The organism is Variovorax sp. FW301-JW7, from assembly GCF_058788795.1.
Genome location: NZ_JBYTBC010000023.1, coordinates 29,604 through 40,146, shown reverse-complemented (window position 1 = coordinate 40,146; position 10,543 = coordinate 29,604). Strand labels below are relative to the sequence as shown.

The window sequence follows — 10,543 nt, the reverse complement described above, 5'->3', positions numbered from 1 at the left end:
ACGGGGCACCTTGCTCCGCGAATGTCCCCCGGGGCTTCGCCCCTCCTCCTTGATTTCGCTGCGCAAGGCACCCCATCGGCGTGATCGTTGCGAGGGGGTGGCAGTTGATCAGCCGCGAACCAGCAGCGTGCCCTCGTGCGCAGGGCATTGGGTGCTCCCCGCAGCGAAATCAAGGAGGAGCCGAAGGCGGGGGACATTCGCGGAGGGGAGTACCCGATGTCCTGTGCACGCACCCTGAACAAACACCCGCAAACCAGAATTTTTCAATTCAAAAGAAGGAGTCAGACATGAAGTGGATGAGCGTTCAAACGCCCCAAGGCCCCCGCGTGGGCTACATCAAGGACGGCGCACTGCAGCCCGTCGATGCGGCCCGCATGCAGGACATCGTCGAAGGCCAGCCCTGGCGCGACGCAGGCCAGCCGATCCCGCTCGCCGACGTCAAGCCCACGCTGCCGTTCGCACCGAGAAACATCATCTGCATCGGCGCCAACTACCGCGACCATTGCATCGAGACCGGCCTGGCGATCCCCGAGAAGCCCGTCGTGTTCGCGAAGTTCACCAACACGCTGGCAGCCGACGGTGACGCGATCACCTGGCCCGAAGGCTTCACCGAGAAGGTCGACTGGGAAGCCGAGCTCGGCGTTGTCATCGGAAAGCGCGCACAGGGCGTGAGCGAAGCGGATGCGCTCTCGCACGTGTTCGGCTACGTCGCCGCCAACGACGTGAGCGCGCGCGACGTGCAGCTGGGCGAGGCCCAATGGGTGCGCGGCAAGTCGCTCGACGGCTTCTGCCCGCTCGCGCCCACCGTCGTCACGCGCGACGAAGTGGCCGACGTGCAATCGCTGGGCATCCGCTGCCTCGTCAACGGCGAGGCCGTGCAGTCGTCCAACACCAGCGAAATGATCTTCTCGGTCGCGTTTCTCATCGCGTACCTCTCGCGCGCCATCACGCTGGAGCCGGGCGACCTGATCCTCACCGGCACGCCCGCCGGCGTCGGCCTGGGCCTCAAGCCGCCACGCTTCCTGAAGCGCGGCGACGTGGTCTCGGTCGAGATCGACGGGCTGGGTTCGGTGACGAACCCGGTCCACGGCGCCATCGCACGCGGTTAGCACGCGGCTAGCCTCCACGGCTTCCAGACAGACATACCTATTCAGGAGACAACAACAATGACAACCACGAGTCCCTACGGCGAGCTGGTCACAGGCGCCATCCACAAGGCGCGCTGGCGCCTGCTGCCCATGCTGATCGTCATGTACATCATGTCGATCCTCGACCGCGTGAACGTCGGCTTCGCCAAGCAGGCGCTGCAGATCGACACCGGCCTGAGCAACAGCGCCTTCGCGCTCGGCGCCGGCATCTTCTTCGTGAGCTACGCGATCTTCGAGGTGCCGAGCAACGTGATCCTGTCGCGCGTCGGCCCGCGCATCTGGCTGTGCCGGATCATGGTCACGTGGGGGCTCGTGGCCTCGGCCATGATGTTCGCGACCACCGAGACCTCCTTCTACGTGCTGCGCTTCCTGCTCGGCATCGCGGAGGCGGGCTTCTACCCCGGCGTGCTGCTCACGCTGACCTACTGGTTCCCCGCGAAGGTGCGTGCGCAGGCCAACGGCATCCTGCTGTTCGGCTTTGCGGGCGCGCTCGTCATCGGCGGGCCGATCTCCGGTGCGCTGCTCGACATGAACGGCATCGGCGGCCTCAAGGGCTGGGAGTGGATGTTCCTCATCGAAGGCCTGATGGCCGTGGTGGTGGGCATCGTGGCCTTCTTCGTCATCGTCGACCGGCCGCACAACGCGCCCTGGCTCACGAGCGCACAGCAGAACGAACTGCAGGCCGTGCTCGACCAGGAAGCGGCGGAAAAGTCAGCCGACAGCCCGCAGACCGTGTGGCAGACGCTGTGCAATCCGCGCGTCATGTTCTTCGCGCTGAACTTCTTCATCGTGCAGATCGCCGCCTACGGCCTCATCTTCTATCTCCCGACCCAGGTGGGGCAGATCCTGGGCCAGAAGATCGGCCTGCTGGTCGGCTTCGTCACCAGCATCCCGTGGCTGCTGGCGCTGTTCGTCGTGTACTTCGTCACGCGCTGGTCCGACCGGCACCACGACCGCCGCCGTGTCACCGTGGCCACGCTGTACACGATCTTCGGCGTGTGCGTGTGCCTGTCGGCGCATGGCTCGCCGATCTTCGCGATCGCGGCGCTATCCATCGGTGCGTCGACCTACCTGTCGGGCACGCCGATCTTCTATGCCTTCCTGTCGGAGCGGCTGTCGGGGCTGGGCATTGCCACGGGCATCGCGCTGGTCAACTCCATCGGCAACCTCGGCGGCTTCGTGGCGCCCAACCTGCGGACCTACGTGGAGCAGAACCACGGCGGCTCGGCTGCGGGGCTGTACACGCTGGGCAGCGCGGCGCTGCTGGCCGCACTGATGCTGGCGCTCATGCCCAAGGGCTGGCGCGTGGCGAAGAAGAGTGGGGCGGCTGCGGCGCCCGAGGCCGTGCTCGACCGCCGGGCGCGCGCCTGATCGTTCAGAAGGCCTGTCGCCAGACGCGCGACAGGGCCTGCCATGCGCAGTCCACCTCTGGCCGCTTGCGCGCGCCGGCCAGGCAGACAAAGCGCAGGTCGCAGCCAATGCTCACGCGGTCGGCAATGACCAGGCCGTCGCGCTGGCTGGCCTGCAGCGCCAGTGCGTCGCGCGCCAGCGAAATACCCACGCCGGCGCGCACCAGTGCCAGCATCGACATCTCCTGGTCGGCCTGCGCGGCCTTCTTCAGCACCAGCTTGTGGGCCTGCCGCACCGGCGCCAGCAGCCGCGAATGCGACGAGGTCGGCGGTGCCAGCACCCACGGCAAATACGCCAGCTCGGGCCAGTCGCGGCCCAGCACCTGCGGCGCCCAGCCGCTCGGGCCGATCACCTGGTAGTTGAAGCGCGCCAGCACCTGCGAATGGAACAGCGCGCCGTCGTGGCGCCGTGACGCGGCGCTGGCCTGCGGCAGGTCGGTGGCCTCGGGGTCGCCGAGGTAGAAGCCAATGTCGAGTTCCTTGTTGAGCAGGCGCGCGAGCACGTCGCCGCTCGTGCCCTGGTGCAGCTCGGTCTCGAGCTCGGGCGCCAGCGCCACCAGTTCGGTGAGGAACGGGCTGAGCCGCGTGAAGTCGGGGTCGAGGATGGTGCCGATGCGCAGCGAGCCGCGCACGCCGCCCTTGAGCCGCTCGGCGGCCACCGCGAAATCGTTCAGGCTCTCGAGCGCATGTTCGGCATGGTTGAGCAGCGCCGCGCCGTCGCGCGTGAGCAGCAGGCCGGTGGGCGTGCGCTGGAACAGCTCCAGCTCGACCAGCGCGCCCAGCTCCTTGAGCTGCAGGCTCACGGCCGGCTGCGTGAGGAACAGGCGCTGCGCGCCGCGCGACACCGAGCCCTCGCGGGCCACGGCGACGAAGGCCTGCAGGAGCCGGGGCTCGATCTTCTTCATGCCGCGCCGGGGAAAGGCTGCAGCTGCTTGTACATGACGAAGGCGTCCACGAAGCCCAGCTGCGGATGCCTGAATGCGCCCGGCAAGGTGCCGACGATGGCGAAGCCCATGTGCTGCCACAGCCGCACCGCGCGCTCGTTGGTGGAGACGACGAAGTTGAACTGCATCGCCAGGAAGCCCATGCGCAGGGCCTGCTGCTGCGAGTGTTCGCACAGCGCCGAGGCCACGCCCAGGCCGCGCGCCGCCTCGGACACCACATACCCGCAGTTGCTCACGTGCGCGCCCTGGCCGGGCTGGTTGGGGCGGATCACATAGGTGCCGAGCACGGCGCCTTCGTCGTTGCAGGCCACGAAGGTCAGCGTGGGCACCTTCATCCAGGAGTGGCGGGCCTGTTCTTCCGTCACATCGGGCGGGTAGGTGTAGGTGTCGCCGCGGCGGAACGTCGGTTCGAGGACGGCCCAGAGGGCGGGCCAGTCGGCATCGAGGGCTTCGCGGATCTGGATCATGGGGTGATTCGGAAAGGGTGCGGCATGCCAACAAGGATAATCCGCGCCCATGGAAATCATCAGCTTTCTCGTCGACTTCATCCTTCACGTCGACAAACACCTCGAGGCCTTCGTGGTCGCCTACGGCCCCTGGGTCTATGCGCTGCTGTTCCTGATCGTGTTCGTCGAGACCGGCGCGGTGGTCATGCCGTTTTTGCCGGGCGACTCGCTGCTGTTCATCGTCGGCGCGCTGTGCGGCATCGGGCTCATGAGCTTTCCGCTGGCCTGCGGCATCCTGATCGCGGCGGCCATCCTGGGCGACCAGTGCAACTACTCGATCGGGCGCTACTTCGGGCCCAAGGTGTTCCAGTGGGAGAACTCGCGCTTCTTCAACCGCAAGGCCTTCGACCAGGCCCACAGCTTCTACGAACGCTACGGCGGCATCACCATCGTGCTGGCGCGCTTCATGCCCTTCATCCGCACCTTCGCGCCCTTCGTGGCCGGCGTGGCCGAGATGAACCGCGCGAAGTTCACGGCCTACAACGTGGGCGGTGCGCTGCTCTGGGTGCTGGGCATTGCCACCGCGGGCTACTTCTTCGGCAACCTGCCGTTCGTGCGTCAGCACCTGGACAAGATCATCTGGGCGCTGATCTTCGTGCCCGGTCTGCTGGCGATCTTCGGCGCGTGGCGCGCCTCGAAGGCCGAGAAGGCGCGGGCGGCGGCATCGCAGGCCTGAGCGGCTCCCGGCTCGCCCCCAAGAAAAAACGCGCCGGAGGGCGCGTTTTTTCGTTGAGGGTTGGAACGATCAATCAGTAGCGCGGCCCGTTGTCCGGGTAGTAGCCGCTGCCGCGCGGGTAGCGCTGCTGGTTGTAGTAATTGCGCTCGTCGACGTTGCGGCCCACCTGGTTGCCGATGATGCCGCCGATGGCCGCGCCGCCGAGCGTGCTGCCCGTGTTGCCGCCGATCGCATGGCCCACCGCCGCGCCGCCGAGTGCGCCGATGCCGGTGCCGAGGTTCTGGTTCGGACCGCTCGCACAACCTGCCAGCGTCATGACCGAAGTGGCAGCTGCAGCGGCGATCCAGAGACGTGTCTTCAACATGAGGTCCACCTTTCGAGAGTGATGGCCCATCATGGTCAAAAGTATGCATTTCGCGGTGTAGGAGCCTGCCGCGCTTGCCTGTGCGCGGTCGTGGGCCGCACCGCGTGGGACAGGGCGCGTGTTGCGGGACGCAAGGCCTGCAAGCAAACGCGTGGGGTCAAGCAGCGCGCGGCTTGCGCGGCTTCGGCGCCTTTTTCTTCGGGGCTTCCAGCGCGCCCGACGACGCAGCCCGCAGGATGCGGCGGAAGGTGGGGCATTCCATGTGGCTGGGCGCGGGGCAGACCGCCGCATGCCGCAGGCCGTCGCGCATCGCCGTGAGCTGGCGGATCGTGCGGTCGAGGTCCTGCGCCTTGTCCGCGAGCACCTGCCGGTCGATGCGCGGCTTGCCTTCGGGCGAGAACATGTGGCCGATTTCCTCCAGCGAGAAACCGGCGGCGCGCCCCAGCGCGATGAGCGCCAGCCGCTCCAGCACCTCGGGCGCGAACACGCGGCGCAGGCCATGCCGGCCGGTCGAGGCGATCAGCCCTTTTTCTTCATAGAAGCGCAGCGTCGAGGCGGGAACGCCGGCGCGTTGCGCGACTTCCGAAATGTCCATGTGCCGGCCCCCTCTTGACTTCAAGTCGACTTGAATTGGCACAGTCTAGCTCTCGCCGCTTGAAGGCACCTGAAGGAAAACGATCATGGACGACACATCTCCCGCCAATGCCGAGCAGGCCGCCTTGTGGAACGGCCACGCCGGCAGCGCCTGGGTCCACACGCAGGCCGTGCTCGACGCGATGTTCCAGCCGCTCGAAGCGCGGCTGAGCGACGCGGTGCGCGCCGTGGGCGCCCACCGCGTGCTCGACGTGGGCTGCGGCACCGGCCGCACGACGCTCGCCGTGGCGCGGCAACTCGGCCCGACCGGCCAGTGCCTCGGCGTCGACATCTCGGCGCCGATGATCGAAGCGGCGAAGGCCCGTGCCGCGCGCGAGGTGCTCCCGTCGGCCCGCTTCGTCTGCGCCGACGTGCAGGGCCATGCCTTCGAGCCGGCGGCGTTCGACACGTTGATCTCGCGCCTGGGCGTGATGTTCTTCGACGACCCGGTGCGGGCCTTCGCGAACCTGCGGCACGCTGCGACGGACGGTGCGGCCCTGCGCTGCATCGCCTGGCGCGGCGGGGCCGACAACCCGTTCATGACCACGGCCGAGCGCGCCGCCGCGCCGCTGCTGCCCGGCCTGCCGCCGCGCCTGCCGAACGCACCGGGCCAGTTCGCGTTCGCCGACCGCGCGCGGGTCGCGGGCATCCTCGAGGCGAGCGGATGGGGCGAGGTCGATATCCAGCCCTTCGAGGTTGAGTGCGCGTTCCCCGCGACGGCGCTGGCCGACTACTTCACGCGGCTCGGGCCGGTCGGCCTGGTCCTGCAGGGGGTGGATGCCGCAACGCGCGCGAAGGTCGTCGAGACGCTGCATGCCGCCTTCGCGCCCTATGTGCAGGGCGACGACGTGCGCTTTGTCGCGGCCTGCTGGATGATCGCGGCGCGCGCGCCGGTGCGGGAGCGCGGCCATGTCTGAGGTCGTCGAGTTCGCGCTGCGCACGCTGTGGATCGGCGTCGGCGCGACCGTGGTGATGGACCTGTGGGCCGTGCTGCGCCAGCGCCTGTTCGGCATTCCCTCGCTGGACTACGCGCTCGTGGGTCGCTGGCTCGTGCACCTGACGCGCGGGCGCTTCTTTCACGACCCCATCGGCAAGTCGCCGCGCGTGGCGGGCGAGGGCGTCATCGGCTGGACCGCGCACTACCTGCTCGGCATCGCGTTCGCGGCGGTGCTGCTCGCGGGCTGGGGGCTGGCGTGGGCGCGCCAGCCGACGCTGGTGCCCGCGTTGATCGTCGGCGTGGGCACCGTGCTCGTGCCGTTCTGCGTGATGCAGCCCGCGATGGGCGCGGGCTTTGCGGCGCGCCGCACGCCGCGTCCTGCGATGGCGCGGTTCCAGAGCGTGGTGACGCACGTGGTCTTCGGCGTCGGCCTCTATGCGGCCGCGTGGGTCGCCCGCGTGGCGGGCTTCTAGGTCAGAGCTGGCGGCTGCGCGCGAGCGGCGGGTTCTGCGCAAAGTAGCGCTGGATGCCGCGCATCAGCGCGTCGGCCAGGTTCTCCTGGTAGTCGGCGCGGCGCAGGTTGGCTTCTTCCTCGGGGTTGCTGATGAAGGCCGTTTCGACCAGCACGCTCGGAATGTCGGGCGCCTTCAGCACGGCGAAGCCGGCCTGCTCGACCTGCGCCTTGTGCAGCCGCGCGCCGATGCCCTTGATCTCGCCGAGCATCGCGCCGCCGAGCTTCAGGCTGTCGTTGATCTGCGCGGTGGTGCTCATGTCGAGCAGCGCGCGCTGCACCTGCGCCTCGTGGTTGCCCACGTTCACGCCGCCGACCTTGTCGGCGTCGTTTTCCTTGTTGGCGAGCCAGCGCGCGGCGCTGCTGGAGGCGCCGCTCTGGCTCAATGCGAACACGCTGGCGCCGCGCGCGGCGGGCGTGGTGAAGGCGTCGGCGTGGATGCTCACGAACAGGTCGGCCTGCACGCGCCGCGCCTTCTGCACGCGCACGCCCAGCGGCACGAAGAAGTCGGCGTCGCGCGTGAGAAAGGCGCGCATCGGGCTGCCGTTGACGCTGGCTGCGTTGATGCGGTCGCGCAGGCGGTGCGCCACCTGCAGCACGATGTCTTTCTCGCGCGTGCCGTTCGGGCCGATGGCGCCGGGGTCTTCGCCGCCGTGGCCGGGATCGAGCGCCACGATGATGATGCGGTCGGTGCGGCTGGCCGTGGCGCGCGGCGGCGGGCCGGGCGGTGTCACGGGGCGCGCCGGCGGAGGCGCTGCAGCCACCACGGGCGGCGGTGCCGGTGGCAGTGGCAGCGGCATGCCGCCAGGGGGCAGGGCCGGCGCGGGCCCGGAGGGCGCGGGGCGCGCGGCCTGCTGCGCCATCAGGTCGCCCAGCGGGTCGACGGGCGGCATGGCGGGGCGCACGGGCGCGGGGGCTGGTGATGGTGCGGCGGGGGCGGTGGCGACGACAGGGCCGTTGCTCGGGGCGGTGGTGGTGGTGCTGCCGTTCTTGGGCGCATCGCGCAGCCGCTCGGCGATCAGCGCTTCCATCGGGTCGATGGCCTGCTCGGGGTACAGGTCGAGCACCAGCCGGTGCTTGTAGGCGGCCACGGGCGCCAGCGAGAACACCTGCGGGCGCACGGTCTGCTTCAAGTCGAACACGATGCGCACCACCTTCGGTGCGTTCTGCCCGATGCGCAGGCCGTTGATGTACGGGTCGCCCGGCTTGATCTTGCCGACCAGGTCGCGCAGCTCGGTGTTCAGGTCGATGCCCTCGATGTCCACGGCCAGCCGGGGCGGGCTGCCGACCACGAGCTGCTGCGAGTTGAGGCGGGCGTCGGACTCGATGGTCACGCGGGTGTAGTCGGCGGCGGGCCACACGCGCACGGCGAGGATGCTGGCGCCGCGCGCGATCTGGTGCACGCCCAGCATCAGCGCGATGCTGCCGCCTTGCAGCAGCACGCGCCGTTTCAGGCCGGTCGCCTTCATGCGGCCAGGCACGCCAGCAGATCGCTGCCGCGAGGGGTGTTCGCCAGGAGGGTCACGCTGCGGGTGTCGTCGGTCATTGCTTCTATTTTAATAGCTAGGTCGGCAGGTGGGGTGCGCCCCGCGGCGTTTTCCGGCCACTCGGCCAGCTTGAGGCCCGGGCCCGCGAAGATGTCGCGAAAGCCCGCGTCGTCCCATTCGCGCGGATCGGCGAAACGGTAGAAGTCGAAGTGGTAGATGGCCAGCCCGTCCGGCGCCTCGTGCGGTTCGACCACCGCGTAGGTGGGGCTCTTGATGCGCCCGGTGATGCCGAGCGCGCGCAGCAGGTGACGCACGAAGGTGGTCTTGCCGGCGCCCAGGTCGCCCTGCAGCGCGATGAAAGCGTCGCGCAACGCGGGCGATGCGGCGAGCGCGCGCGCCAGCGCGTCGGTGTCGTCTTCGCCCTGCCAGCGCAGGGTGCGCGTTTCTACAATCGGCAAGTGATCGTCAGCCATCCACTCGTTGCTCGTATTCAGGCCTTGGCCCGGGAACTCGGATTCTCCCAAATCGGAATCGCGGGCGTCGATCTGTCGAGCGCCGAAGACGGTCTGATGCAATGGCTGGCCCATGGGTTCCATGGAGAAATGCAATACATGGCAACGCACGGCACGCGCCGCGCGCGGCCCGCGGAGCTGGTGCCGGGCACGGTGAGCGTGATCACCGCGCGCATGGACTACCTGCCGCGCGACACCGACGCCGAGTGGCAGGCCATCGAGTTCGACCGGCTGCGCCGGCCCGGCGAGGCCATCGTGTCGCTGTACGCGCGGGGCCGCGACTATCACAAGGTGCTGCGCAACCGCCTGGCCAAACTCGCCGAGAAAATCGCCGAAGAGGTCGGCCCCTTCGGCCACCGCGCCTTCACCGATTCGGCGCCGGTGCTCGAGGCCGAGCTGGCTTCGCGCAGCGGCCAGGGCTGGCGCGGCAAGCACACGCTGGTGCTCGACCGCGACGCGGGCTCGATGTTCTTCCTGGGCGAAATCTACGTCGACATGGCGCTGCCGCCGAGCGAGCCCGTCAGCGCGCACTGCGGCAGCTGCAGCGCCTGCATCGACGTGTGCCCGACGCGCGCCATCGTCGCGCCGCAGCGGCTCGATGCGCGCCGCTGCATCTCGTACCTCACGATCGAGCACGCCGGCGCCATTCCGGTGGCGCTGCGCCCGTTGATGGCCAACCGCATCTACGGCTGCGACGACTGCCAGCTGATCTGCCCCTGGAACAAGTTCGCGAAGAAGAGCACGCTGCCCGACTTCGACGCGCGCGAGGGGCTCACGGGCCGTACGCTGGCCGAGCTGTTCGCGTGGAGCGAGGAAGACTTCCTGCGCCGCGCCGAAGGCAGCCCGATCCGCCGCATCGGCCACGAGCGCTGGCTGCGCAACATCGCGGTGGCGCTGGGCAATGCGGTGCGCTCAGGCGAGGCCGGCGCGAAGGAAGCGTTGGCCACGCGCGCCGAACACCCGAGCGAGCTGGTGCGCGAGCATGTTGCGTGGGGGCTGGCGCAGCAGCCTGAAGATCCACCGATTTAAGCAGGCAGGATCTCGCGCACGCGTTCCCAGGGGCGGCACATGAGCGTGCCGCGCGGCGACACGACGATGGGGCGCTGCAAGAGGATCGGGTGCTCGACGATCGCGTCGAACAGCTGGTCGTCGGTCAGTTGCTCGTTCGCCAGCTTCAGTTCTTCGTAGGGCGCTTCCTTGGTGCGCAGCAGGTCGCGCGCCGTCAGGCCCATGGCCTTCGCCAGTTCGCGCAGCTTCTTCTTCGAAGGCGGCGTTTCCAGGTACAGGACGATCTCGGGCTCCACGCCGCTTTCGCGGATCAAGCCCAGCACGTTGCGCGACGTGCTGCAGTTGGGCTTGTGATAGATCGTCATCGGGTAGGCGGTGGTCGGTGTGCGTGCGGTCATGGGGTCGATG

At 69.0% G+C, this 10,543-nt stretch carries 13 protein-coding genes; 6 read left to right on the top strand and 7 right to left on the bottom strand.

The features are described 5' to 3' along the window. The first annotated feature begins 287 nt into the window (after positions 1-287). A complete protein-coding gene (locus AC3WQM_RS31210) occupies positions 288-1,109 on the top strand; it encodes a fumarylacetoacetate hydrolase family protein (protein WP_492683753.1) in 822 nt (273 codons plus the stop codon). Between the two features lie 57 nt (positions 1,110-1,166). Further along, the gene (locus tag AC3WQM_RS31205; RefSeq protein ID WP_492683752.1) at positions 1,167-2,519 is read left to right on the top strand and encodes an MFS transporter; all 1,353 of its coding nucleotides are present in this window, start codon (positions 1,167-1,169) and stop codon (positions 2,517-2,519) included. A gap of 4 nt (positions 2,520-2,523) precedes the next feature. Here AC3WQM_RS31205 and AC3WQM_RS31200 read toward each other — a convergent pair whose 3' ends face one another. Both AC3WQM_RS31200 and AC3WQM_RS31195 read right to left on the bottom strand, forming a co-directional pair. Then, on the bottom strand, positions 2,524-3,462 hold the full coding sequence (locus AC3WQM_RS31200; protein ID WP_492683751.1) for a LysR family transcriptional regulator: 939 nt from the start codon (positions 3,460-3,462) through the stop codon (positions 2,524-2,526). Next, positions 3,459-3,968 (bottom strand): GNAT family N-acetyltransferase, encoded by a 510-nt coding sequence (locus AC3WQM_RS31195; protein ID WP_062478519.1) that lies wholly within the window; start codon positions 3,966-3,968, stop codon positions 3,459-3,461. The genes AC3WQM_RS31200 and AC3WQM_RS31195 overlap by 4 nt, the downstream gene beginning before the upstream one ends. 49 nt (positions 3,969-4,017) lie before the next feature. Here AC3WQM_RS31195 and AC3WQM_RS31190 point away from each other — a divergent pair, with 49 nt between their 5' ends. Next, positions 4,018-4,683 (top strand): DedA family protein, encoded by a 666-nt coding sequence (locus tag AC3WQM_RS31190; protein ID WP_489058699.1) that lies wholly within the window; start codon positions 4,018-4,020, stop codon positions 4,681-4,683. Positions 4,684-4,756: 73 nt separating this feature from the next. On the opposite strand, the gene AC3WQM_RS31185 is transcribed toward AC3WQM_RS31190, so the two are convergent. Both AC3WQM_RS31185 and AC3WQM_RS31180 read right to left on the bottom strand, forming a co-directional pair. After that, complete coding sequence (locus tag AC3WQM_RS31185; protein WP_223301444.1) at positions 4,757-5,047, bottom strand: YMGG-like glycine zipper-containing protein; 291 nt, start codon at positions 5,045-5,047, stop codon at positions 4,757-4,759. A 157-nt stretch (positions 5,048-5,204) separates the two neighbouring features. Continuing rightward, positions 5,205-5,642 carry a helix-turn-helix domain-containing protein gene (locus tag AC3WQM_RS31180; RefSeq protein ID WP_492683750.1) on the bottom strand — a complete coding sequence of 146 codons (438 nt, stop codon included), beginning with the start codon at positions 5,640-5,642 and terminating at the stop codon, positions 5,205-5,207. 85 nt (positions 5,643-5,727) lie between these two features. Between AC3WQM_RS31180 and AC3WQM_RS31175 the strand changes: the two genes are divergently transcribed. Then, positions 5,728-6,597 carry a class I SAM-dependent methyltransferase gene (locus AC3WQM_RS31175; RefSeq protein WP_492683749.1) on the top strand — a complete coding sequence of 290 codons (870 nt, stop codon included), beginning with the start codon at positions 5,728-5,730 and terminating at the stop codon, positions 6,595-6,597. Next, a complete protein-coding gene (locus AC3WQM_RS31170; protein ID WP_492683748.1) occupies positions 6,590-7,090 on the top strand; it encodes a DUF2938 domain-containing protein in 501 nt (166 codons plus the stop codon). Before AC3WQM_RS31175 ends, AC3WQM_RS31170 begins: the two co-directional genes overlap by 8 nt. A gap of 1 nt (position 7,091) precedes the next feature. Here the strand turns inward: AC3WQM_RS31170 and AC3WQM_RS31165 are convergent, their stop codons facing one another. Next, positions 7,092-8,597, bottom strand: coding sequence for an N-acetylmuramoyl-L-alanine amidase (locus AC3WQM_RS31165; protein ID WP_492683747.1), 1,506 nt, complete (start codon positions 8,595-8,597; stop codon positions 7,092-7,094). After that, positions 8,594-9,088, bottom strand: a complete 495-nt coding sequence (gene tsaE, locus AC3WQM_RS31160; protein ID WP_056579690.1) for a tRNA (adenosine(37)-N6)-threonylcarbamoyltransferase complex ATPase subunit type 1 TsaE — start codon at positions 9,086-9,088, stop codon at positions 8,594-8,596. Before tsaE ends, AC3WQM_RS31165 begins: the two co-directional genes overlap by 4 nt. Between tsaE and queG the strand changes: the two genes are divergently transcribed. Further along, positions 9,074-10,156: a tRNA epoxyqueuosine(34) reductase QueG gene (gene queG / locus AC3WQM_RS31155; protein WP_492683746.1), complete on the top strand. Its 1,083-nt coding sequence runs from the start codon at positions 9,074-9,076 to the stop codon at positions 10,154-10,156. The genes tsaE and queG overlap by 15 nt on opposite strands. On the opposite strand, the gene arsC is transcribed toward queG, so the two are convergent. Then, entirely contained in the window at positions 10,153-10,533 is a 381-nt protein-coding gene (gene arsC, locus AC3WQM_RS31150; protein ID WP_390342810.1) for an arsenate reductase (glutaredoxin), read from the bottom strand. The genes queG and arsC overlap by 4 nt on opposite strands. Positions 10,534-10,543: the final 10 nt, after the last annotated feature.

Coding starts and splice junctions, on each gene's coding strand:
- AC3WQM_RS31210 (WP_492683753.1), top strand. CDS start 288: ATGAAGTGGATGAGCGTTCAAACGCCCCAAGGCCCCCGCGTGGGCTAC.
- AC3WQM_RS31185 (WP_223301444.1), bottom strand. CDS start 5,047: ATGTTGAAGACACGTCTCTGGATCGCCGCTGCAGCTGCCACTTCGGTC.
- AC3WQM_RS31170 (WP_492683748.1), top strand. CDS start 6,590: ATGTCTGAGGTCGTCGAGTTCGCGCTGCGCACGCTGTGGATCGGCGTC.
- arsC (WP_390342810.1), bottom strand. CDS start 10,533: ATGACCGCACGCACACCGACCACCGCCTACCCGATGACGATCTATCAC.
- AC3WQM_RS31205 (WP_492683752.1), top strand. CDS start 1,167: ATGACAACCACGAGTCCCTACGGCGAGCTGGTCACAGGCGCCATCCAC.
- AC3WQM_RS31195 (WP_062478519.1), bottom strand. CDS start 3,968: ATGATCCAGATCCGCGAAGCCCTCGATGCCGACTGGCCCGCCCTCTGG.
- AC3WQM_RS31190 (WP_489058699.1), top strand. CDS start 4,018: ATGGAAATCATCAGCTTTCTCGTCGACTTCATCCTTCACGTCGACAAA.
- AC3WQM_RS31180 (WP_492683750.1), bottom strand. CDS start 5,642: ATGGACATTTCGGAAGTCGCGCAACGCGCCGGCGTTCCCGCCTCGACG.
- AC3WQM_RS31165 (WP_492683747.1), bottom strand. CDS start 8,597: ATGAAGGCGACCGGCCTGAAACGGCGCGTGCTGCTGCAAGGCGGCAGC.
- AC3WQM_RS31175 (WP_492683749.1), top strand. CDS start 5,728: ATGGACGACACATCTCCCGCCAATGCCGAGCAGGCCGCCTTGTGGAAC.
- tsaE (WP_056579690.1), bottom strand. CDS start 9,088: ATGGCTGACGATCACTTGCCGATTGTAGAAACGCGCACCCTGCGCTGG.
- AC3WQM_RS31200 (WP_492683751.1), bottom strand. CDS start 3,462: ATGAAGAAGATCGAGCCCCGGCTCCTGCAGGCCTTCGTCGCCGTGGCC.